We start from the raw sequence: 22,815 nt of genomic DNA, 5'->3' as shown, positions 1-22,815 counted from the left end.
TTGTCTTTTAGTATAACAATATATTTCTGATTTATCTAATGAAGCTGATTTATAGAGTGTTTTCCGTAGTAAGTGAACTACTAACAACAAACAATAAACCATCAACAACAAACCTTTACTCAAACTCCGATGTGAAAAACAACTTCACGCTCGGATATTTGCTCTGTGTCATCTGAATTGAGAAGTCTGAATCCGCTAAGAAAACCAATTGCCCATACTTATCTTTCGCTAAAAACTTTTGTTTGATACGTTTGAATTCAGCAAACTCTTCATTCTTCGGATCTTCTGGCTTAACCCAACACGCTTTGAATGCAGGGAAGTTCTCATACGTACATTTAGCACCATATTCATGCTCTAAACGGTACTGAATAACCTCATATTGTAGTGCACCAACGGTTCCGATTACTTTTCGGTTGTTCATTTCCAATGTAAATAGCTGCGCTACTCCTTCATCCATCAACTGATCTACTCCTTTTTCCAATTGCTTGGCTTTTAACGGATCGGCATTATTGATATAACGGAAATGCTCCGGAGAGAAACTCGGAATTCCTTTGAAACTCATTTGTTCGCCTTCGGTTAACGTATCTCCAATCTTGAAGTTACCGGTATCGTGTAATCCTACAATGTCTCCAGGGTAGGAAATGTCTACAATTTCTTTCTTTTCCGCAAAAAAGGCATTCGGACTCGAGAATTTTAAATTCTTTCCTTGTCTAACATGCAAATACGGTTTGTTTCTTTCAAAGGTTCCCGATACAATTTTTACGAAAGCCAAACGGTCTCTGTGTTTCGGATCCATATTCGCATGTATCTTAAACACAAATCCAGAAAATTTGTTTTCATCTGGTTTCACTTCGCGTGTATCCGAATCTTTTGGACGAGGTGTTGGTGCAATGTCAACAAAACAATCCAACAATTCACGAACGCCAAAATTGTTCAATGCTGAACCAAAGAATACGGGTTGTAATTGTCCAGCCAAATACGCCTCTCTGTCAAATGGAGGGTATACTTCATTGATCAATTCTAACTCTTCACGTAATTTAGTAGCAGGTTTTTCACCAATGATTTTCTCTAACTCCGGACTGTCAACATCTTCAAATGCAATGGTTTCCTCAATGTTTTTTCGGCTGTCTCCTTCAAACAAGTTGATGTTCTTTTCCCAAATGTTGTAAATCCCTTGGAAATCATAACCCATTCCAATTGGGAAACTTAACGGAGTCACATGAAGGCCTAATTTCTTTTCCACTTCATCCATCAAATCAAACGCGTCTTTACCTTCTCGGTCTAATTTGTTGATGAAAACAATGATAGGAATATGACGCATACGACATACTTCCACCAATTTCTCCGTCTGTTCCTCAACCCCTTTGGCAACGTCTACTACAACAATTACACTGTCAACAGCTGTCAATGTTCTAAAAGTATCTTCAGCAAAATCTTTGTGACCAGGAGTATCAAGAATGTTGATTTTCTTGTCCTTATAATTGAATGCTAATACGGAAGTCGCTACCGAGATACCTCTCTGGCGCTCAATTTCCATGAAATCGGAAGTGGCGCCTTTTTTAATTTTGTTGCTCTTTACCGCTCCGGCTTCCTGAATGGCACCTCCAAATAAAAGCAACTTTTCAGTCAAAGTGGTTTTACCTGCATCGGGGTGCGATATAATACCGAAAGTTCTTCGGCGTTGTATTTCTTTTATAAAACTCATAATATCATTCTAAAATCGATTGCAAAAGTACTATTTTTCGTTAATAATTTTTTGTTAATACACGTTATTATAGTTGGATAATATAACCGAATTGCTATTTTTGTTCGTTATTAAAAAAACCAACCCCAAAATAGCCTCATTAAATTAAGGAATATGAAGTTTAATACATTAATTTTAAGTTTATTCTTAGGTGTCAATACGCTCTCTTTTGCACAAGAAATAAAAAAAGAAGTATTGTTTACCATCGATGATAAACCTTATTATACTGACGAATTTTCAAGAGTTTACAACAAGAATATTGATCTGGTAAAAGATGAGTCGCAAAAAGATTTGGATCAATATTTGGAACTTTTTGTGGGGTATAAGTTGAAAATTAATAAAGCCAATAAATTAGGATTACAAAATGATCCGAAATATATCAACGAATTGAAATCGTACCGAAATCAATTGGCTAAAAATTATACTTCAGATTCTAAAGTTACCAAAGCATTACTTGATGAAGCCTATGCAAGAATGCAGAAAGAAATAAGAGCATCTCATATTTTGGTTATGGTTGATGAAAATGCTCTGCCAGCAGATTCATTGAAAGCCTATAATCAAATACTTGATATCAGAAAAAGAGCGTTATCTGGAGAAAAGTTTGAAGATTTAGCTATTAAATATTCCCAGGATCCTTCTGCTAAGGAAAACCAAGGAGATTTAGGGTATTTTTCTGCTTTCCGAATGGTATACGCTTTTGAGAGTGCTGCGTTTAAAACGCCTAAAGGCGAAATTTCAATGCCGGTGAGAACGAAATTTGGGTATCACCTAGTGAAAGTTTCGGATATTCGCGATAACAGGGGTGAAATTACCGTGGCGCATATCATGATTATGAAACCAAAACCAACAGGCAACGAAACTGTCGATGCTGAAAAAGCAAAAACAACAATTAACGATATTTATACGAAATTAAAGCAAGGTGAAAAATTTGAAAGCCTTGCAGCACAGTTTTCTGAAGATAAAAATTCTGGTCCTAGAGGTGGTGTTTTACCAAAATTTGGTTCTGGTCAGTTAAGTTCTGAAGAATTCGAAAATGTAGCTTTCGGTCTAAAAAACAATGGTGATTTTTCAGAGCCAATTGAAACGCAATTCGGATGGCATATTGTCAAATTAATTGAAAAGCATCCAATACAAAAGCTGGAAGAAATGCAGCGTGATTTGGAAAGCAAAATTCGTAGAGACGAACGTTCTCGTTTAATTGTCAATTCATTGAATGCAAAGTTGCGCAAAAAATATTCAGTTAAAAGAGACGATAAGCTATATAAGCAAGTGAAAGCTACAGTAAACGATGCGTATTACGAAGGGAAGTGGACTTTGCCTGCAAATAATAAGGATTTTGACAAAGAATTGGTAAAAATTCAAGACAAGCCTGTAAAAGCAAGTGTGTTTTTGTCTGAATTGGAAACGCAACAAAAGGCCAATCTTACGATCAAACCAATCGGAAATTTAGTGGATCATTGTTATCAAAAATTCATCGATGACCAATTGAATGTTTACTATAACGATAATCTTGAAAAAGAATTCCCTGAGTTTGATCATATCGTGGAAGAATATAGAGATGGTTTGCTGCTTTTCGATCTAATGGAAAAAGAAATCTGGAATAAAGCAAAACAAGATACTATTGGATTGAAAGATTTCTTCGTTAAAAATGGTGCTAAATATCAGTGGAAAAACAGGGTTGACGTTATTGTTGCTTCTTCAACAAAGGCTGATATCGCTAAAAAAGCACAAAAAATGTTACAGTCTGATGCAACAGTTGATGCGATAAAAGAAAAATTAAACACCAAAGAGGTTGTCAATATCATGACAAAACAGGAAACTGCCGAGGAAGGAAACGAGCATTTTCCTAAAAATGTACAATTCAAAACAGGAGTCTCTGATGTCTATAAAGACGGCGACTTTTACTTCGTAAATAAAGTAGTGAAAGTGATTCCCGGCGGACCAAAAACATTGGAAGAAACAAAAGGTAGGGTAATCAACGATTACCAACAGTTTTTAGAAGACAATTGGGTTTCCGAATTGCGAAAAGAATTTAAAATTACAATAAATCAAGAAGTTTTTCAAAGGTTAAAAATAGCCATGAAAAAATAATTAATGCCAATAAATAAAATAAGATGAAATTTTTAAACTTTAAATGTAATGTAATCGTCGCAACGTTGTTGATGGCTTTTGGGGTTTCTGCTCAAAAAACAAAGGTTGATGGAGTAGTAGGAGTTGTAGGAGATTATGTCATTTTGGATTCTGATATTGACAAAACCTACTTGGAATTAAAACAACAAGGTGTTGAAGTGGGAAACATAACGCGATGCGAAATGTTAGGGAAACTACTGGAAGATAAATTGTATGCACATCAGGCAATTCAAGATAGTATCGTTGTTACCGATGCGGAAGTCAATGAAAAATTGGATGAAAAGTATGGCTATATGGTTGAACAATTAGGATCCGAAGAAAAAGTAGTACAGTATTTCAAAAAATCAAGCGTTGAAGATTTGAAGGTAGAACTTTTTGATATCATCAAAATGGGGAAGCTTACTTCGGAAATGCAACGAAAAATTATCAATGAAATAACAATTACTCCTGAGGAAGTACGTGACTTTTATAAAAAAATTCCAAAAGAGGAATTGCCTGTTTTTGGAGCTGAAATGGAAGTCGCTCAAATTGTAGTGAAGCCAGTAATTTCAAAAGAGGCCGAGCAACAAGTAATTGATCAATTGAAAGGCTTTAAAAAAGATATTCTTGAAAATGGAGCTAGTTTTTTCAGTAAGGCTGTTTTATACACAGAAGATGAAGGATCAAGATCAACAGGCGGTTTGTATAAAATGAACCGAAAAACACAGTTTGTTAAAGAATTCAAAGATGTTGCATTTAGCTTGCAAGAAGGTGAAATTTCTGAGCCATTTAAAACTGAATTTGGATACCACATTATTTTTCTAGAAAAAGTTAGAGGACAGGAAATCGATGTAAGACATATTTTGATTAAGCCAAAAGTTTCAAATGAAGCAATGAAAGCGGCTAAAGAAAAAATTGATCTAATCAGAACAAGAATTTTAAACAAGGAAATTACTTTTGCCGAAGCAGCACGTAAACTATCTGATGAAAAAGAAACACGTAACGACGGTGGTGTTTTGACGAATCCTAGAACTCAAGATTCTCGTTTTGAATTGACAAAAATGGATCCTTCTTTGTATGGTATTGTTGCTAATTTAAAAGACGGAGAAGTTTCTTTGCCTATCGTTGATGAAGAACGCTCTGGTGGTAAATTTTACAAAATCATGACGGTAGCTAATCGTTTTGATGAGCATACTGCAGACTACTCGAAAGATTATGGTCGTCTTAAAGAATTGGCATTAAAAGAAAAACAAATCAAAGCCATTGCAAAATGGACAGAAGAGAAGATCAAGGAAACCTACATCAAAATCAATGGGGAATACCGCGATTGTGCTTTTACCAATAATTGGTTGAAAAAATAAATATTTTAGTATTTCAGAGAAAAGAGTTAGTTTTATGAATTCATAAACTAACTCTTTTTAATTTAAATATATTCCAAGATGTCTGACGTTGCTGCGATCCAAAACCTAGTTCAAAAACAAAAAGAGCTCAAAGAAGAAATTTCAAAAATTATTGTTGGCCAAGAAGAAGTTGTAAACCAAATTATACTTAGTATTTTCTCTGGAGGACATGCTTTATTAGTTGGTGTACCCGGATTAGCGAAAACATTAATGGTTAATACGATTTCTCAAGCATTGGGATTGGATTTTAAACGCATTCAGTTTACACCCGATTTGATGCCTTCCGATATTTTAGGAAGTGAAATATTAGATGAAAACAGAACATTCAAATTCATCAAAGGTCCTATATTTTCCAATATTATTTTAGCGGATGAGATTAACCGTACGCCGCCAAAAACGCAAGCTGCATTACTTGAAGCTATGCAGGAAAAAGCGGTGACAATTGCCGGACATCATTATAAACTAGATTTGCCATTCTTTGTGTTGGCAACACAAAACCCTATCGAGCAGGAAGGAACCTATCCTTTGCCTGAGGCGCAATTGGATCGTTTTATGTTTGCAATAAAATTAGATTATCCTTCTTTTGCAGAGGAAGTTCAAGTAGTGAAAAGCACAACAGCCGATTTTTCTGCAACGATTAATCCGTTGTTTAAAGCGCAGGAAATTATTGATTTTCAGCATTTGATTCGTCGTATACCCGTTGCTGATAATGTAATTGAATATGCGGTGACCTTGGTGTCTAAAACACGTCCTGATAATCCTTTAGCTACAGATTTTATTAAAAATTACTTGGATTGGGGTGCCGGACCTCGTGCTTCGCAAAATTTAATATTAGCAGCTAAAACGCATGCAGCATTGAATGGAAAGTTTTCTCCGGATATAGAAGATGTGCAAGCTGTTGCCATAGGTATTCTTCGACACCGAATCATCAAAAATTATAAGGCAGACGCGGAAGGTATTTCTGAAGAAGCAATTATTAAAAAATTGTTTTAGAGTCAAACGAAATGTTTGGTTTAAACGTTGACTTGTCCAAAAGAAATCCGGGACTGGATTTAGCCAGAACTGTGGCTATCACTTTGGTGGTTTTTGCGCATACTTTATGGATTAGTAATCATTATCCGCCGCTAGTGAGTTGGCTAATGCAGCTGAGTGGTACAATCGGTGTGGAGATTTTTTTTATTATCAGTGGTTTTCTGATTGGTAAAATCGTGATGCGGTTAATTCATGAGGATGATTTCTCAATACAATCGATCTTTTTGTTCCTGAAAAGAAGATGGTATCGTACCCTTCCCAACTATTATTTTGTGCTCTTCTTGAATCTGGTGCTTTGGTATGTGATTTACCAAAAAATTCCAGAAAAGCTGCTATTGTACTTTGTGTACCTTCAGAATTTTACCAAAACCTCTCCCGATTTTTACCGTGTAGCGTGGAGTCTTTCTGTCGAACAGTTTTGCTATATCATTGGCCCATTTACACTATTTTTCTTAATTCGCCTTTTTCCAAATAAGAAGCGGTCACTCCTTTTCTTATGGATGAGTCTGTTTGTCATAACTGTATTTTTCTTCGTGAGAGTGTATTATCATTTCCATCATGATACGACGTCTATTTATGATTGGAATGAAAATTTACGCAAGGTTTCCATTTATCGTTTGGACGCTATTTACTACGGTTTTGTACTCTTTTATTTTTATAGCAAAAGAGAAATAACGAAAAAGTGGGATAGTATTTTGTTTGTAATCGGATTTATTGGCGTTTTTGTACTCCATATTTTTCTCTTTGCCATTGGAGTTAAAGTTGAAAATACTCCCTTCTTTTTTGATGTCTTGTATTTGCCTCTTAATTCAGTCGCTATCTGTTTGACGATTCCGTATTTGACGCGCCTAAAGATGAAGCCAAGTTTTGGATTGAAATGGGTAACGTTAATCAGTTTGTTGGCGTATAGTATTTATTTACTGCACTATACAGTGATTTTGCATGCCATGAAAACTATTTATCCTTCCGATAATCTCAAAGGAACCGCTTTGTGGATATATACTTTGGTCTATTGGGGAATTGTAGTTTCTTTTTCCTATATTTTATATCGATTTTTCGAAAAACCTATGACGAATCTTAGGGAGAAAAATTAATATTCTGTCAATAATATTTCGGTTAATTTGAATTTTCGCAAAAAATCAATCACCAGACTATGCTTTTCGTAAATTATTACAACTGAATAACTTATTTGATTGAAAAATTTTCAACCGAAAATCCAATTTTGTAAATTTGTGCAACAAAAAATAAAACTTCTAAAATGAACATTTATAACGACTACATTAAAGAAATTGAAGAGCGTAAAGTTCAAGGGCTTCACCCAAAACCAATTGATGGAGCTGAACTAGTAAGCGAAATTATCACTCAAATTAAAGATACAAGTAACCCAAATAGAGAAGATTCTCTTAAGTTTTTTATCTACAATACATTGCCAGGGACTACTCCGGCGGCAGGTGTGAAAGCTGCATTCTTAAAAGAAATTATTTTAGGCGAAGCAACTGTAGCTGAAATTACTCCAGCTTTTGCTTTCGAATTGTTATCGCACATGAAAGGTGGACCATCAATCATTGCATTGTTGGACTTGGCTTTAGGAAACGATGAAGCAATCGCGAAACAAGCGGCTGAGGTGTTAAAAACGCAAGTATACTTGTACGATGCCGATATGGATCGTTTGAAAGTAGCTTATGAAGCGGGTAACACTGTGGCAAAAGAAATCTTAGAAAGTTATGCGAAAGCAGAGTTTTTTACCAAATTGCCTGAAGTAACAGAAGAAATCAAAGTAGTAACTTTCATCGCTGGTGAAGGTGATATTTCAACCGACTTGTTATCTCCAGGTAATCAAGCACACTCGCGTTCAGACCGTGAATTACACGGGAAGTGTATGATTACGCCTGAAGCTCAAGAAGAAATCAAAGCGTTACAAGCGCAACATCCAGACAAATCAGTAATGTTGATTGCAGAAAAAGGGACAATGGGTGTAGGTTCTTCTCGTATGTCAGGGGTTAATAACGTAGCGCTTTGGACAGGTAAACAAGCAAGTCCTTATGTGCCTTTCGTGAACATTGCTCCAATTGTGGGTGGAACAAATGGTATTTCGCCAATCTTCTTAACTACAGTTGACGTAACGGGTGGTATCGGAATCGACCTTAAAAACTGGGTAAAGAAAACGGATGCTAACGGTGAAGTGGTTCGTGATGAAAACGGTGAGCCGGTTTTAGAGCAAAAATACTCTGTAGCAACAGGTACTGTTTTAACGATCAATACAAAATCAAAAAAATTATACAATGGTGATCAAGAGTTAATCGATATCTCAAGATCATTCACGCCTCAAAAAATGGAGTTTATCAAAGCGGGTGGTTCTTACGCTATCGTTTTTGGTAAAAAACTACAAACATTTGCGGCTAAAACATTAGGAATCGATGCGCCTTTAGTATACGCTCCTTCTAAAGAGATTCACAACGAAGGGCAAGGATTGACTGCTGTTGAGAAAATCTTCAACCGTAACGCGGTAGGTACGATTTCTAAAAAAGTATTGCACGCAGGTTCTGACGTTCGTGTAACGGTAAACATCGTAGGTTCTCAAGATACTACAGGTTTAATGACGGCGCAGGAGTTAGAATCAATGGCGGCAACGACGATTTCTCCAATTGTGGACGGTGCGTACCAATCAGGATGTCACACGGCTTCGGTTTGGGATAAAAAAGCACAAACCAACATTCCGAAATTAATGAAATTCATGAATGATTTCGGATTGATCACGGCTCGTGACCCTAAAGGAGTGTATCACTCAATGACTGACGTTATTCACAAAGTATTGAACGATATTACGGTTGATGATAGAGCAATCATTATTGGTGGTGACTCACACACACGTATGTCAAAAGGTGTGGCGTTTGGTGCGGATTCAGGAACTGTTGCGTTAGCGTTAGCAACGGGTGAAGCTTCAATGCCAATTCCAGAATCGGTTAAAGTAACCTTCAAAGGTGAAATGAAATCATACATGGATTTCCGTGATGTAGTTCATGCTACGCAAGCACAAATGTTACACCAATTTGGTGGCGAAAATGTATTCCAAGGTAGAATCATCGAAGTTCACATTGGTACATTAACTGCGGATCAAGCGTTTACATTTACGGATTGGACGGCTGAAATGAAAGCAAAAGCGTCGATCTGTATTTCAGAAGATGAAACTTTAATCGAATCATTGGAAATTGCAAAAGGCAGAATCCAAATCATGATCGATAAAGGTATGGATAACGCAACTCAAGTATTACAAGGATTAATCGACAAAGCAAACCAACGTATTGCGGAAATCAGATCAGGCGAAGAGCCTGCGTTACGTCCGGATGCGAATGCAAAATACTATGCTGAGGTTGTAGTGGATCTAGATGTTATTGCTGAACCAATGATTGCCGATCCAGATGTAAACAATGCAGATGTTTCTAAACGTTATACACACGATACAATTCGTCCATTGTCTTTCTATGGCGGAACTAAAACCGTTGATTTAGGTTTCATCGGTTCGTGTATGGTACACAAAGGCGATATGAAAATTTTAGCACAAATGTTGAAAAACATCGAAGCTCAAAATGGTAAAGTAGAATTCAAAGCGCCTTTAGTTGTTGCACCTCCGACATACAACATCGTTGACGAATTAAAAGCAGAAGGTGACTGGGAAGTATTGCAAAAATACTCTGGTTTCGAATTTGACGATAATGCACCTAAAGCTGCAGCTCGTACTGAATACGAAAACATGTTATACTTAGAGCGTCCAGGTTGTAACTTGTGTATGGGTAACCAGGAAAAAGCGGCTAAAGGAGATACGGTAATGGCAACTTCTACACGTTTGTTCCAAGGACGTGTGGTGGAAGACTCTGCGGAGAAAAAAGGAGAATCATTATTGTCTTCTACACCGGTAGTAGTATTGTCAACGATCTTGGGTAGAACACCAAATATCGAAGAATACACTGCAGCAGTGGAAGGGATTAACTTGACTAAGTTTGCACCTTCTCATAAATTATTAGTGAAATAATAAATTATTAGATAAGTATGGGAACCCGAGTGAAAGCTCGGGTTTTTTGTAATATATAATAGAATAATGAACATGGTTTCCTTTTGTTTATTATTGATGTTTATAAAAATAGTTTACCATAAATTTTTATATTTAGGAATGCCAAAACAATACTAGATGGGATTATTTGATATATTTAAGAAAAAGAAGACCGATTTAACATTTCCCGAAAATGAGTTGGAAAAATGTTTATTGCAGGCAAGTTCAGATACAAGAGCTCAAAAGGCTTTTTATCAAAAGTTATTATGGAATCAATTATTTGTTTTGACGGCAGATAACCCCGGTCAAGTTCAAGAATCTAGTGGATCAGATGAAAATATAAAAGTACAGTTTGTGACTTTTGATGACGGGAAAATACCCGTATTTACTTCGACTAATAGGATTTTTGATAAAGGTATTATTAAAGATGAGGTGAGTTATTTAAGTTTGCAAGGTCAAGTTTTATTTGAGATTACAAAGGGAGTTACTTTTGTGTTAAACCCCTATTCTGAATACTGGAAAGAATTAATTCCAGAAGAAATTGAGAGTATCATGAATGGAACTATCTATGACGAGATAGATAAATTTGAACTTGAAAATAAAAAATACCAAGAGATAAATGAAATTTTTGAGAGAGCTAAAAAAAGACAAGAAGGACTAATCATACTTGATGGTTACAAAATAAAAAAATTGGAAGAATCTCATAAGCTGAGACTCGAAGAGTCAATAAATGATTTTCAAAAATGCATTGCAATTTTCCCTGAACATTGGCAAAGCATGTTTTTAATGGCGAAATCATTACAGCGTTTAGAAAGACATTCTGAGGCTTTTGAACAATTGGAAGCGGCTTTCAAAATCGAATTGGAAAATCATGCGATTCCATTGGAAGCTTCATTGGAAGCCATGCATCTTAAAGATACTGATGCAGCTTTATATTATTCGGGAGAAGCTTTAAAGAGAAGTTCAAATGATTATGCAGTAATGGGAAATCATGCAATGAATTTGCTACTTGCCTATAAGGATAACGAAGCGAAAGATATGATTGAAAAAGCCATTAAAATTCACCCCAATGATTCAGTAAATAAAAATATTAAATCAATTGTTGAAGATGTTATTTTAGGTAAACGTAAGAGACCAACTTTCGAAGATGCAATATAATTAAACCAATACTAACCCCGCTACACAAAGTCTCCTGACTTTGAGTCCTTCTCTGATACATTTGTCTCGTTCGTGAAACATTCATTTGATAAATAGGTTGTTCGGTTCCTCAAAGTCGAGAAATCGAAAATTTGATTTAGACAGACTTTGAGTAGCAAGTTGAGTACACCGCAGCAGTAGAACGAATTAACTTGACGAAGTTTTCGCCTTCTCACAAGTTATAGGTAAAATAATAGTTCTGTACATAAATAAGAAAACCCGAGTGAAAGCTCGGGTTTTTTGTTGGATTACTATTTGTAAGGTTTAGCTATATTTACACTGATTTGATAGTGCTTGTAAAAGGGCTTTTTTTTAGATTAAGAGAATTTATACAGACGGATATAAACAATGAGAATTGCTGTTTTTTCAGACATACACGGTAAAATATTATTACCGTTTAAGTTAGTTGATTTGTTCCAGAAAGAAACTGGAAAAAAGATTGATTTAATTTTACAATGTGGCGATATTGGCGCTTATCCAGATATTGATAATTTGGACAAAGCTACAATTAAGCATGCGCAATATGATAGAGATGAGTTGGGGTTTTATGACGATTTTACAAAAGAAAATCAAAGCATCAAGTTGTTTTTAGATACCCTAAATGTTGATATGATTTGTGTACGAGGAAATCATGAAGATCATGTTTTTTTAGATACTTTGGAAAAGGAAAATTGTCAAAGTAATATATTTCCAATAGATGCTTATGGAAGAGTTTTTGTCTGTAAATCGGGTTTAAGACAAGAATTACAACTAGGGAATGAAGTGTTAACTTTTGTAGGGATTGGAAGAATTGGAGATAGAAAAGGAAGAAGCGAGAAGCGATTTATTCAAGATTATGAAAGAAAAGAAGTGAATAAATTACTCAAAACGAAAGAAACTTTCGATGTTTTAATTACGCACGATAAAGCAGGTGGTGGTCAAACTGATTATGGGATGACTGAAATTAGAGAAGTGTTGAACAATGTAATTTTTCATTATCATTTTTATGGACATACTGGAGAACCATTTACTCAGGAAATAGATTGTAATGGAATAACACAATCCATAAAAATAAAAGAATTGGAATTTAATCAAAGTGGGATTTTGGAAAATGGTGTTATGATAATTTTGACAAAGGAAGATGGAGTTTTGAGTGTTGAGGTGGTTGATCAGAAATTGACAAATAAATTGACAAAATACACATGGAAAACGCAATAAATATTTACGGATAAATCAGTCTTTGCCTAGAAAGCTATATTAAAAATGATATGGAAAGACTTTTTATGATAAAAAGTTTTTTTATATCAATTGAGAAAATTTACTTATGATGTTACTTTTCAAACTCCCATTTCTACCGAGTATTAAGAGCAGCTTTTTTATACATTTGCAAGCGTGAGTTTTTCATAGTTTCATAACGAGTCAAGTATTGTAGACTCAACTTTATTAAATTATTACATATGATAAAAAAAATTGTATTAGTACTGATTCTTGTCAATCAATTTTGTTTTTCTCAAGAAGAGCAAAATAATAAGCCTAAAATAAACGCAGTTGGAATGGGAATGGTGAGTGCTTTCCCAAATGCAGCAGAAATTACGATTAGTTTGGAACATTTAAAACCAACGTTGCGAGAAGCAGTGAATGAAAATCAAAAAACGGCTGATGAGGTTTTAAAGATAATTTCAAATTATGTAGTAGACAAACAAGACATTAAAACAAGTTTAATTTCTACAAATAAATCAACGAGATGGAATGAAAAACTTAATAAAGAAGTGTTTGTAGGTTTTGAGTCTTCTCAAAAAAATGTATTTACGCTTAAAGATTTGAATAAAATGCAAGATTTTACAGAAGATCTATTAAAAACCAAGTTCAATAAAATTCAGCGAATTTCTTATTTCAATACAGACTCTCAAGATTTGATTAAAAAGTCACAAGAGTTAGCCATTCAAGATGCTATAGAAACAACCAATAGAATTGCTAATGTGGCTAATGTGAAATTAGGTAAAATTTTATATATAGTATCAAATAATAGTCCAAATGATGACGCCTCAAATAGGATAAATTCATATCAATTCGAGACATTTGGAAAAGGGATGGGAGGTAGAGGTGTGTCTTCCAGCGGAGAATTAATTAAATATCCAGTTTCGGTTACTATTTACACTGAAATTTTAGAGTAATAGGATTTTGTAAAGGTAATAGATTGATTGAGTTTCTTTTGCTTCACAAAGACTGACTACGTCGAATTTTCGATTTACGGGCTTTGCGTAACATGAGGAACTGAATCTTCAATCCTTTTAATTCTCTCTCTCAACTTTTATCAGTTATAGAAAGCATGTGATAAAAAAAGTGTGATAAAATAAATTATCACAAAAAAAATATCACAAAATTTTTTTGGTAAGAAAAATAAAAGGTCGTCCCCAGCTCTGCGAAGTCTTAAGATGGGTTTGTTCCGCAATCCCGATAGCTATCGAGACCTGACTTAGCATTTCTAATGCAACAATCATTTTGTTTGACGAATTAAAATGGATTATAAATCTATTCAACATAACACCAAAGCCCGAGCTAATAACTCGGGCTTTTTTTTATTACTGTTTTATTTTTTTGTAACTTGTAGGGTTATAAACAACTAGCAAAAAATAAAAACTTAGAATTATGGCTTTTGATATTGAAATGATTGAAAAAGTGTACGCTACTATGGCTTCTCGTGTGGATAAAGCACGTGAGCTGGTGGGGCGTCCACTCACGCTTTCTGAAAAGATTTTATATTCCCATCTTTGGGAAGGAACGCCTTCTCAAGCTTTCACAAGAGGTAAAGACTACGTCGATTTTGCTCCGGATCGTGTGGCATGTCAAGATGCTACGGCACAAATGGCATTGCTGCAGTTCATGCATGCGGGTAAGAAGACCGTGGCTGTGCCTACTACAGTGCATTGCGACCACTTAATTCAAGCGAAAAACGGTGCAGCCGAGGATTTGGCGTTTGCCAACAAACAATCCAAAGAAGTGTTCGATTTCTTGTCGTCGGTGTCCAATAAATACGGCATTGGTTTCTGGAAACCGGGTTCCGGAATTATCCACCAAATTGTATTGGAAAATTATGCTTTCCCTGGCGGAATGATGATTGGTACCGATTCGCACACGGTAAACGCTGGTGGATTGGGTATGCTGGCCATTGGTGTGGGTGGTGCCGATGCGGTAGATGTCATGTCAGGTATGTCGTGGGAGTTGAAATTTCCGAAACTGATTGGTGTGAAACTAACCGGTAAATTAAACGGTTGGACAGCGCCTAAAGACGTAATCTTAAAAGTAGCGGATATTCTGACTGTAAAAGGAGGAACAGGAGCAATCGTAGAATATTTCGGTGAAGGTGCCGAGTCGATGTCGTGTACCGGAAAAGGAACCATTTGTAATATGGGTGCCGAAATTGGTGCGACCACATCAACTTTCGGTTACGACGATTCCATGAGAAGATATTTAGCAGCAACCGGTCGTCAGGATGTGGTTAATGCAGCCGATAAAGTGGCTTCGTACTTAACTGCCGATGCTGAGGTATATGCCAATCCGGCACAGTATTTCGATCAATTAATTGAAATCAACTTATCCGAATTGGAACCGCACATCAACGGACCATTCACACCCGACCGCGGAACTCCGGTTTCTAAAATGAAAGCGGAAGCAGAAGCGAACGGTTGGCCCATCAAAGTGGAATGGGGATTAATCGGTTCGTGTACCAATTCTTCGTACGAAGATATGTCGAGAGCAGCTTCTATCGTGGAGCAAGCCGTAGCACATGGTATCACGCCAAAAGCAGAATTCGGTATCAATCCGGGTTCGGAGCAAATCCGTTATACCATCGAAAGAGACGGTATTATTGCGACCTTCGAAAAAATGGGAACCAAAGTGTTTACCAATGCCTGCGGACCGTGTATCGGGCAGTGGGATAGAGCAGGAGCCGACAAGCAAGAAAAAAATACGATTATTCACTCTTTCAACCGTAATTTCTCGAAAAGAGCCGACGGAAATCCCAATACTCACGCCTTTGTAACCTCACCGGAAATGGTGGCTGCCATTGCAATTTCGGGACGTTTGGATTTCAATCCGTTGACAGATACATTGTTGAGCGATAGTGGTCAGGAAGTAAAATTGAATCCACCAAAAGGCGATGAATTGCCAACCAAAGGTTTCGAAGTGGAAGATCCGGGTTTCCAACCGCCGGCTGCTGATGGTTCATCGGTAGAAGTATTGGTGTCGCCCACTTCAGATCGTTTACAGTTACTAGCGCCATTTGATGCTTGGGATGGTAAAAATATTACCGGAGCGAAGTTGTTGATTAAAGCCTTTGGTAAATGTACCACCGATCATATTTCGATGGCGGGACCGTGGTTGCGTTACCGTGGACATTTGGATAATATTTCTAATAATATGTTGATTGGTGCCGAAAATGCCTTCAATAACAAAGCGAATTCGGTAAAAAATCAATTGACAGGTGCTTATGATGAGGTGCCGAAAGTGCAAAGAGCGTATAAAGCGGCTGGTGTGCCTTCAATTGTAGTGGGTGATCATAACTATGGGGAAGGTTCATCTCGCGAGCATGCGGCCATGGAACCTCGTTTCTTAGGCGTGAAAGCGGTATTGGTGAAATCATTTGCCCGCATTCATGAAACCAACCTGAAAAAACAAGGAATGCTGGCGTTGACGTTTGCTAACGAAGCGGATTATGATAAAATCAAAGAAGACGATACGATCAATTTCTTAGATTTAACCGATTTTGCACCGGGAAAACCATTAACCTTGGAATTCGTTCACGCTGATGGTTCAAAAGATGTGATTCTAGCAAATCATACGTATAACGAAAGCCAGATTGGCTGGTTTGTGGCTGGTTCTGCACTGAACTTGATTGCGGCTGGTAAAGCATAAAACAAAAATTGAATTATAAAAAAACTCCTGCTTATGGCGGGAGTTTTTTATTGTAAAGGAAATCGTTCCAAGATTTTCCATTCTTTTCCGATTTCTTGTTCTATGAGACAAATTTCATGGAAGGTTATGCTTTTAGGGAATTCCAAATTTTGGAGTTCTTCGAAAATTTCGTCAGTACAAGTTGCATTTCTAGGATGCATCAATGTGATGTGTGCTTCATGATTTCTAGGTTGCTCAATACTTCCAGCGAGAATTAGTTGTCTTAATTTTTGGAAGGATTCATCTGCGTGGAACGCGGGTAATAGAGCGCCTTTTCCTTCTTGAAATCGGATTATATCGTCGAAGTGAATCGTTATTTCTGCTAAGCTTTCCTTTTGAAGATTGTGGAGGATAGTTTCAATATCGGTTATTTCATCTTCGCGACATAACGTGACGTGAGCGGCAATAAGTTGGTGTTGTATCGGATTGAATTGCGACCGAACTAACTCAATTGTTCCTGAAAAAGCTTCAGGAACAAATAAAGTGAGTTGCTGTCTTTTATCAGTCATTATTTTTTGTATTGTTTAGGGTCAAAATCTACAGAAAATAAATCTTCAGTAAATGTTCCATTTTCCATTTTCTTTTGGCGTGCAAAATAAAGTTTCTTTTCTTTTTGATGCACAAAAGGACAAAATTCGGCCAATTCGGAGTTAATCGGTTGACCTAAATTAACCGGCTCGCTCCATTTGCCTTTTCGGTTAAAACTAATGTAAAGGTCAATTTCTCCATTACCTTTTGGATTGGTTGAAAAATAAATAATATAATCTTCGTTAGGTGAAATATACGGATTCGATTCTCTTTCGTCCGTATTAATGGGGCTGCCTAAATTTACCGGTTTTTGGTATTCGCCTTTGACCAAACGGGAAACCCAAATATCAGAATTGCCTTTTTGGGTCTCATTGTCTTTCATAAAATAGATGTTACCGCTTTTGGTCATCGATGCAAATGATTCGGAGGCGTCGGTATTGATGGTATTGCCTAAATGATAAGGCGCGCTCCAGCCGTTTTTTAGTTTTTTAACCGCCCAAATATCGAAACCTTTTCGGTCAGGATGGTTTTCTACACTTCTGGTAGATTGAAAAAGCACCGTTTTGCCATCCGGGCTAAAAACGGGATCGATGTCTTTCCAGCTTCCGTTCGGACTTGAGAAAGAGGCTACAACCGGTTTCATCCATTTCCCATTTCTTTTATGAGACTCCATAATGATTAGCGTATCTCTTTTTCCTTTCGATTTTACCCAAAGGGCAGTTTGAGAATCCGGAGAAATGGTTAGACCAAATACACCTCCGTCTGAGATAATATAGGGTTCGAATTTTTGAGGTTCATTTTGTGCATTAGCATACATCGAGAAGAGAATACCAAACACAGTTAAAAGGTTTTTCATGGTTTGAAAGTTGTTTTTTATTGATGCTTTCAAATGTAGAGAGAATGATTTGGCGAACAGATTCAATTAACAGTTTGTTATAAGTATTTTGTGAAAAAATTGTGTTTTAGTTTGCTTCCACTTCTTGAATTCTGAAAGTAACCATTTTTTGAATCAGTTCTAGAGGTATTTCTTGGTCTAAAGGAAACTGGATAGAACCTTTTCCTGTTTTGTATTGGGAAAGTTCTTTTTGAAAAGCTTCGTTTCCGGATGGTAAGGCATAAAAACCAATATGCTTTTTGAAGGCGGCATAATAAACCAATACTTTCTTCGTCTTAAATGCCGGCATGTTGTAGCTGATGACTTCAGTAGCGTGAGGAGCAACTTCTTGAATAGTTTTCCGAATAGCATTGAGAATTTCACTGACTTCTGCAGGAAAGTCATTGATGTATTCTTGAACGGTTTGGTACTTTTTGTTTTCCATTGGTATTAAAAAAAATAAATCCGCTCGAATTTTTCTGGCGGATTTACATTATCATTTTAATAGACTTCAGCTGTTTTAACGGTGCAGTTTTGGGCTACCCATTTAGCATCAAAATCTTTTATTTCTTTACGTTTTCCTTTATAGATGTAATATTCTTTGACTTCATTAGTTCCACCTACCGTAGGCATATTATTCACAATTTTTTCATCAGGACAATCCTGGATAAGTCCATTGCTCGTTTTTGCCGAATTGCAACTCACTAAAAGTGTAACTAAGAATAAGAAAGTCAGTTTTTTCATGATTATTTAATAAGTTTTGGAGATTGTGCTTTGATGGTGCCTTCAAAAGAATTGACCATTATTAGTTTATTCAAGGCTGTGCTGAAATCCAAGTCGGACATCCCTTTGTTGTTGGATAGTAGTACTTTTGGTTGTTTTGCCATTTTACCAAACTGTAATAATTTACTCTTTTTCCAGTCTTTGGACCAACTAGTGACATACATATTGCCTAAATTATCGACTGCCAAACCATCAAAATTACTATAATTAGTGGCAAATTGTGAAATTACTTCACCATCATTAGTGTTAACGCTAAAAATGCTGCTGTTGTCAGTAGTATTGCAAACCAAAAGAACTTTAGCTGTTTTGTCATAATACAATCCGTTTGGTGCTTTGATAGTATTTTGTTTTAAAAGTTTACTGAATTTTTTCTCTTTGGTTTCTATCTTGTAAATGTTGTTGTCGCCTTTGTCGGATACATATAAAATCCCTTTTTCATCGGCTGTAATGTCGTTCAATTGTTTTGCTTCGTCTATTGTGATCGAGAAAACTTGTTTTTTGGAGGTTAAGTCAAATCCTAATATTTGATCATCGGCAACAACATACAATGTGTTTTTATAAATGGTAACGCCTAGGCATTGAGCGTCGATATGAGCAAATACCGTTTGAGTTCCTTTGGCGTTTTGTTTGATGATATTCTTGCTTCTTACATTCGAAATATAGAATGAATTGGTGGGAAGGTGGAAAGTTGCGCTTTCAGGAAGTTCCAGTTTTTGTGCGTTTCCGTCAATTGAAATCATAAAAAAGGCGGAAAGAAAAAGGTAAAGGTGTTTCATTTTGATCGTTAATTAGTTTACTGCAATTAAATTACTAATTTTTCAATTAACAACATAGCGATGAACAAGTTATCAACTTTTTATTAAGAAATTACTTTGTTTGCCTATAGTTTTTCGACTTTCTTAAAATCTTAAAGAAATGCTAAAATAAAGTGAAGGTTTTTTCGTTTGGTTCTTTAACGCTATCTTGCGAAACCAAAAAAAAAAATTTATGGTGAGGTATTATTTATTGTTGCTGCTTTTATTCACGATGTCAGGATTTTCTCAAGAGAAAATTAAACATATCGTGGCTGGCGGAGAATCAGTGTATAGTATTGCCAAAAAATACGACGTGAAATTGGCGGATATCTACCAATTGAATCCAAAAGCAAAAGGGAGTGTTTTAGCCTTGAAATCGGTTTTGTGGATTCCTGCTAAAAATGCCACTACAGTTGAAACTGCAATGGCTAAAACCGAAACAACTTCTAAAATAATTACTCACGAAGTACTGCCAAAAGAAACATTGTATGGAATTTCCAAAAAATACAAAGTGAGTATTGAAGCTATTAAAGAAAATAATAGTGCTATTGGAAATGAAGGGTTAGCGATAGGAATGAAACTGAAAATTCCAGTATCTGATGCAATTTTTGAAAGTCAGAATACTATCATCACTTCGCCAAAAGTTGAAGTTGTAGCCGAATCAAAACCATCAGTAGAGAAAATTGAAGATACGAAGCCTAAGGTTGAAATACCAGTTGTTGCGGACGAGAATATAGCACACACTGTGCTTACCAAAGAAACCAAATATGGTATTTCAAAACGTTACGGAATTTCTATTGCCGATTTAGAACTGCGAAATCCTCATGTTAAAAACGGATTGCACGTTGGTGATGTTTTAATCATTAAAGGAGAGTTGAAGAAAGAAGTTGTCGAAGAAAATACAACTTCTCCTGTTGTGGTTATGGAGAATAATCAGGATGTGGCAACTACTGAAAATGTTCCTGTAGTTGTTTTGCCATTATCTGCGGATGCTAGTATGAAAGCTGATTTTTTAATTGCAAAAGCTTCAGAAAATATCGGAACACGTTACAGAAGTGGTGGTACTACATCTGCTGGATTCGACTGTTCAGGTTTGATGTTTGCAACATTCAAGAATATTGAAATGACTTTACCGCGTTCTTCTCGTGATATGGCGCAAAATGCAGGTGTACGTATCGATCGTGAACAGGCTCAAAAAGGAGACTTAATCTTCTTTGCTACCATGGGAAGCGGACGTGTTAGTCATGTTGGAATGGTAACGGAAGTGGTTGAGGATGATATTAAATTCATTCATTCATCGACAAGTTCGGGTGTTATTATCTCTTCAATAAAAGAACCCTACTATGCAAAAAGATTTGTACAAGTCAATCGTGTTTTACAATAATTAATACTAGATAAGATAAAAAAAACCGTCCTGATTAAGGACGGTTTTTTTTGTTTATTTATTAAACGGTTTCGTCTTCAATAGTAGCTGAAGGAGCGTTTTCTTGTACCGATTTGATACCGTTGTCTCTCCCTGCTTCCGCTTCATACATCTGACTTGAACCAATAATCTGACCGTTGCCTGCTTTTAAATTAAAATGAAATTTTCCATTAGCAGCTGTTTTTTTATCAAAGTTGGATTCGTCTTGAGCGTTTTTTCTAACGGACTCAATGCCATTTTCACAGCCTGCTTTAGCAGAATAGCCTTCACTCGTAAGAATGACTTGACCATTACCGGCTTTTAAATTAAACTGAAACTCACCGTTTGTTCTCTTAGAGATTACAAATTTTCCCATAAATGAATTGTTTTAAGTTTTTGATTTATTTTAAGAAAGATACTGTTTTTTAAAATACTATGAAAAAAAAATCCGCTTCAAAAATGAGAGCGGATTTTTTACTTGGGTGATATTCAATATCTATTAATAGTACGTATAACGTCTTACTTGTGCAATATATTTTGCCAAACGAATTACTTGGTGGCTGTATCCGTATTCATTATCATACCATACATACATTACTACATTTTTACCGTCAGCAGATACAATTGTTGCATTGCTATCGAAAATTGATGGTGCAGAAGTTCCAACGATATCAGAAGAAACTAACTCGTTGTTCAATGAATATTTGATTTGTTCTACCAATTTACCTTCTAAAGCGTATTTTTTCATGATGTTGTTCAAATCTTCTACAGAAGTCGTTTTATTCACTTCAAGATTTAATACTACCAATGAACCATTTGGAACAGGAACACGAATTGCATTTGAAGTTAATTTACCTGTTAAGCTAGGTAAAGCTTTAGCTACAGCACTTCCAGCTCCAGTTTCAGTAATAACCATGTTCAATGCAGCAGAACGACCACGACGGTATTTTTTGTGCATGTTGTCTACTAAATTCTGGTCATTTGTATACGCGTGAATTGTTTCGATGTGTCCTTTGTTTACGCCTAAAGTTTCTTCAATTGCAGCTAAAACCGGAGTGATAGCATTCGTTGTACAAGAAGCGGCAGAGTAAATTTTAACTTCTTCCGGATTGTAGTCCTCGTGGTTTACACCGTACACAATATTCGGAACTCCTTTACCTGGTGCAGTTAATAATACTTTTTCAACTCCTTTAGAAGTCAAGTGTCTGCTTAAGGCTTCTTCAGTTGTAAAAGCACCTGTGTTGTCAATTACCAATGCGTCGTTGATGCCGTATTGTGTATAATCGATTTCTTCAGGACCGTTTGCAGTAATGATGTGAACCGTTGTTCCGTTAATAATTAGAGCGTTGTTTTCAACATCCGCTTGAACTGAACCTTCAAAATCACCATGTACTGAGTCATAACGTAATAAAGAAGCTCTTTTTTCTAATAAAACAGCATCATTTTTATCTCTGGTTACAATTGCGCGAAGACGTAATTGTTGTCCTTTTCCAATTTTAGACATCATTTCTCGCGCTAATAAACGTCCGATACGACCAAAACCGTATAAAACGACATCTTTAGGTTTGATTTCGTGTGTGTTTTTGGCGTCTTTTAATTTGTCAATTACGAATGCAGTTGCATCATTGTATTTGTTGTCTTCAAGGTGGTATTCGTACGTTAATTTACCAATATCCAAACGTGAAGGAGGTAAGTCTAAATTGTTGATGGCTCTAAGGATTTCAACAGAATCAAATACATTGATCGGTTTTTGAACGAATTCACCAGCGTATTCATGTAAATTCATGATATCACTTACGCTTCTGTCGATCAATTGGTTTCTGAAAAGAACCATTTCGATCGATTTGTCATACCATAAATCGCTGACGATTTTTATAAACTCTACCGCTGCCTTTCTTCTGTCTGCTTGGAAAGCCAATTCTTTTTCGTAAACTGCTGTGTTGCTCATTTTTATGAAAATGTTTTTTGTTTT

General features: G+C 36.1%; 18 protein-coding genes. 10 read left to right on the top strand and 8 right to left on the bottom strand.

Annotated elements, in window-relative coordinates; all coding sequences use genetic code 11:
* Positions 1 to 115: 115 nt before the first annotated feature.
* Positions 116 to 1,705 carry a peptide chain release factor 3 gene (locus ACFO7M_RS11160; protein WP_379735692.1) on the bottom strand — a complete coding sequence of 530 codons (1,590 nt, stop codon included), beginning with the start codon at positions 1,703 to 1,705 and terminating at the stop codon, positions 116 to 118.
* A gap of 153 nt (positions 1,706 to 1,858) precedes the next feature.
* Here ACFO7M_RS11160 and ACFO7M_RS11155 point away from each other — a divergent pair, with 153 nt between their 5' ends.
* The 9 genes from ACFO7M_RS11155 to ACFO7M_RS11115 all read left to right on the top strand — a co-directional run bounded on the left by ACFO7M_RS11155 (position 1,859) and on the right by ACFO7M_RS11115 (position 16,423).
* Positions 1,859 to 3,835 (top strand): peptidylprolyl isomerase, encoded by a 1,977-nt coding sequence (locus ACFO7M_RS11155; RefSeq protein WP_379735691.1) that lies wholly within the window; start codon positions 1,859 to 1,861, stop codon positions 3,833 to 3,835.
* Positions 3,836 to 3,858: 23 nt separating this feature from the next.
* Positions 3,859 to 5,214 carry a peptidylprolyl isomerase gene (locus ACFO7M_RS11150; protein WP_379715991.1) on the top strand — a complete coding sequence of 452 codons (1,356 nt, stop codon included), beginning with the start codon at positions 3,859 to 3,861 and terminating at the stop codon, positions 5,212 to 5,214.
* A gap of 78 nt (positions 5,215 to 5,292) precedes the next feature.
* A complete protein-coding gene (locus ACFO7M_RS11145) occupies positions 5,293 to 6,246 on the top strand; it encodes an AAA family ATPase (RefSeq protein WP_379735689.1) in 954 nt (317 codons plus the stop codon).
* A gap of 11 nt (positions 6,247 to 6,257) precedes the next feature.
* Positions 6,258 to 7,379, top strand: coding sequence for an acyltransferase family protein (locus ACFO7M_RS11140; RefSeq protein WP_379735688.1), 1,122 nt, complete (start codon positions 6,258 to 6,260; stop codon positions 7,377 to 7,379).
* 164 nt (positions 7,380 to 7,543) lie between these two features.
* Positions 7,544 to 10,315 carry a bifunctional aconitate hydratase 2/2-methylisocitrate dehydratase gene (locus ACFO7M_RS11135; RefSeq protein ID WP_379735686.1) on the top strand — a complete coding sequence of 924 codons (2,772 nt, stop codon included), beginning with the start codon at positions 7,544 to 7,546 and terminating at the stop codon, positions 10,313 to 10,315.
* Between the two features lie 156 nt (positions 10,316 to 10,471).
* Positions 10,472 to 11,491: an SseB family protein gene (locus ACFO7M_RS11130; protein WP_379715979.1), complete on the top strand. Its 1,020-nt coding sequence runs from the start codon at positions 10,472 to 10,474 to the stop codon at positions 11,489 to 11,491.
* Between the two features lie 387 nt (positions 11,492 to 11,878).
* Positions 11,879 to 12,727: a metallophosphoesterase family protein gene (locus ACFO7M_RS11125; protein ID WP_379715976.1), complete on the top strand. Its 849-nt coding sequence runs from the start codon at positions 11,879 to 11,881 to the stop codon at positions 12,725 to 12,727.
* Between the two features lie 239 nt (positions 12,728 to 12,966).
* The gene (locus ACFO7M_RS11120) at positions 12,967 to 13,683 is read left to right on the top strand and encodes an SIMPL domain-containing protein (RefSeq protein ID WP_379735684.1); all 717 of its coding nucleotides are present in this window, start codon (positions 12,967 to 12,969) and stop codon (positions 13,681 to 13,683) included.
* Between the two features lie 475 nt (positions 13,684 to 14,158).
* Positions 14,159 to 16,423: an aconitate hydratase gene (locus tag ACFO7M_RS11115; protein WP_379735682.1), complete on the top strand. Its 2,265-nt coding sequence runs from the start codon at positions 14,159 to 14,161 to the stop codon at positions 16,421 to 16,423.
* A 47-nt stretch (positions 16,424 to 16,470) separates the two neighbouring features.
* Here the strand turns inward: ACFO7M_RS11115 and ACFO7M_RS11110 are convergent, their stop codons facing one another.
* From ACFO7M_RS11110 to ACFO7M_RS11090, 5 genes are all read right to left on the bottom strand, one after another.
* Positions 16,471 to 16,971, bottom strand: coding sequence for a 2'-5' RNA ligase family protein (locus ACFO7M_RS11110; RefSeq protein WP_379715967.1), 501 nt, complete (start codon positions 16,969 to 16,971; stop codon positions 16,471 to 16,473).
* Entirely contained in the window at positions 16,971 to 17,846 is an 876-nt protein-coding gene (locus ACFO7M_RS11105; protein ID WP_379735680.1) for a TolB family protein, read from the bottom strand. Before ACFO7M_RS11105 ends, ACFO7M_RS11110 begins: the two co-directional genes overlap by 1 nt.
* A 106-nt stretch (positions 17,847 to 17,952) precedes the next feature.
* Positions 17,953 to 18,309, bottom strand: a complete 357-nt coding sequence (locus ACFO7M_RS11100) for an iron chaperone (RefSeq protein WP_379715961.1) — start codon at positions 18,307 to 18,309, stop codon at positions 17,953 to 17,955.
* Between the two features lie 56 nt (positions 18,310 to 18,365).
* On the bottom strand, positions 18,366 to 18,608 hold the full coding sequence (locus tag ACFO7M_RS11095) for a hypothetical protein (protein ID WP_379735678.1): 243 nt from the start codon (positions 18,606 to 18,608) through the stop codon (positions 18,366 to 18,368).
* Positions 18,609 to 18,610: 2 nt separating this feature from the next.
* Positions 18,611 to 19,423: an SMP-30/gluconolactonase/LRE family protein gene (locus ACFO7M_RS11090; RefSeq protein ID WP_379735676.1), complete on the bottom strand. Its 813-nt coding sequence runs from the start codon at positions 19,421 to 19,423 to the stop codon at positions 18,611 to 18,613.
* Positions 19,424 to 19,634: 211 nt separating this feature from the next.
* On the opposite strand from ACFO7M_RS11090, the gene ACFO7M_RS11085 reads away from it, so the two are divergent.
* A complete protein-coding gene (locus ACFO7M_RS11085; RefSeq protein WP_379735674.1) occupies positions 19,635 to 20,825 on the top strand; it encodes an NlpC/P60 family protein in 1,191 nt (396 codons plus the stop codon).
* A gap of 61 nt (positions 20,826 to 20,886) precedes the next feature.
* Here the strand turns inward: ACFO7M_RS11085 and ACFO7M_RS11080 are convergent, their stop codons facing one another.
* Together ACFO7M_RS11080 and ACFO7M_RS11075 are read right to left on the bottom strand one after the other, a co-directional pair.
* Positions 20,887 to 21,219 (bottom strand): YegP family protein, encoded by a 333-nt coding sequence (locus ACFO7M_RS11080; protein WP_379735672.1) that lies wholly within the window; start codon positions 21,217 to 21,219, stop codon positions 20,887 to 20,889.
* Positions 21,220 to 21,342: 123 nt separating this feature from the next.
* A complete protein-coding gene (locus ACFO7M_RS11075; protein WP_379715947.1) occupies positions 21,343 to 22,791 on the bottom strand; it encodes a glyceraldehyde-3-phosphate dehydrogenase in 1,449 nt (482 codons plus the stop codon).
* Positions 22,792 to 22,815 lie beyond the last annotated feature (24 nt).

Origin of the sequence: Flavobacterium sp. GCM10023249, assembly GCF_042653365.1 — a bacterium.
Lineage (GTDB): Bacteria > Bacteroidota > Bacteroidia > Flavobacteriales > Flavobacteriaceae > Flavobacterium.
This window is presented reverse-complemented; position numbering and strand designations above follow the sequence as displayed.

What these genes read in the sequence shown, in the direction of transcription:
- ACFO7M_RS11160 (WP_379735692.1), bottom strand. Translation starts at nt 1,705, where the DNA reads ATGAGTTTTATAAAAGAAATACAACGCCGAAGAACTTTCGGTATTATA.
- ACFO7M_RS11155 (WP_379735691.1), top strand. Translation starts at nt 1,859, where the DNA reads ATGAAGTTTAATACATTAATTTTAAGTTTATTCTTAGGTGTCAATACG.
- ACFO7M_RS11150 (WP_379715991.1), top strand. Translation starts at nt 3,859, where the DNA reads ATGAAATTTTTAAACTTTAAATGTAATGTAATCGTCGCAACGTTGTTG.
- ACFO7M_RS11145 (WP_379735689.1), top strand. Translation starts at nt 5,293, where the DNA reads ATGTCTGACGTTGCTGCGATCCAAAACCTAGTTCAAAAACAAAAAGAG.
- ACFO7M_RS11140 (WP_379735688.1), top strand. Translation starts at nt 6,258, where the DNA reads ATGTTTGGTTTAAACGTTGACTTGTCCAAAAGAAATCCGGGACTGGAT.
- ACFO7M_RS11135 (WP_379735686.1), top strand. Translation starts at nt 7,544, where the DNA reads ATGAACATTTATAACGACTACATTAAAGAAATTGAAGAGCGTAAAGTT.
- ACFO7M_RS11130 (WP_379715979.1), top strand. Translation starts at nt 10,472, where the DNA reads ATGGGATTATTTGATATATTTAAGAAAAAGAAGACCGATTTAACATTT.
- ACFO7M_RS11125 (WP_379715976.1), top strand. Translation starts at nt 11,879, where the DNA reads ATGAGAATTGCTGTTTTTTCAGACATACACGGTAAAATATTATTACCG.
- ACFO7M_RS11120 (WP_379735684.1), top strand. Translation starts at nt 12,967, where the DNA reads ATGATAAAAAAAATTGTATTAGTACTGATTCTTGTCAATCAATTTTGT.
- ACFO7M_RS11115 (WP_379735682.1), top strand. Translation starts at nt 14,159, where the DNA reads ATGGCTTTTGATATTGAAATGATTGAAAAAGTGTACGCTACTATGGCT.
- ACFO7M_RS11110 (WP_379715967.1), bottom strand. Translation starts at nt 16,971, where the DNA reads ATGACTGATAAAAGACAGCAACTCACTTTATTTGTTCCTGAAGCTTTT.
- ACFO7M_RS11105 (WP_379735680.1), bottom strand. Translation starts at nt 17,846, where the DNA reads ATGAAAAACCTTTTAACTGTGTTTGGTATTCTCTTCTCGATGTATGCT.
- ACFO7M_RS11100 (WP_379715961.1), bottom strand. Translation starts at nt 18,309, where the DNA reads ATGGAAAACAAAAAGTACCAAACCGTTCAAGAATACATCAATGACTTT.
- ACFO7M_RS11095 (WP_379735678.1), bottom strand. Translation starts at nt 18,608, where the DNA reads ATGAAAAAACTGACTTTCTTATTCTTAGTTACACTTTTAGTGAGTTGC.
- ACFO7M_RS11090 (WP_379735676.1), bottom strand. Translation starts at nt 19,423, where the DNA reads ATGAAACACCTTTACCTTTTTCTTTCCGCCTTTTTTATGATTTCAATT.
- ACFO7M_RS11085 (WP_379735674.1), top strand. Translation starts at nt 19,635, where the DNA reads ATGGTGAGGTATTATTTATTGTTGCTGCTTTTATTCACGATGTCAGGA.
- ACFO7M_RS11080 (WP_379735672.1), bottom strand. Translation starts at nt 21,219, where the DNA reads ATGGGAAAATTTGTAATCTCTAAGAGAACAAACGGTGAGTTTCAGTTT.
- ACFO7M_RS11075 (WP_379715947.1), bottom strand. Translation starts at nt 22,791, where the DNA reads ATGAGCAACACAGCAGTTTACGAAAAAGAATTGGCTTTCCAAGCAGAC.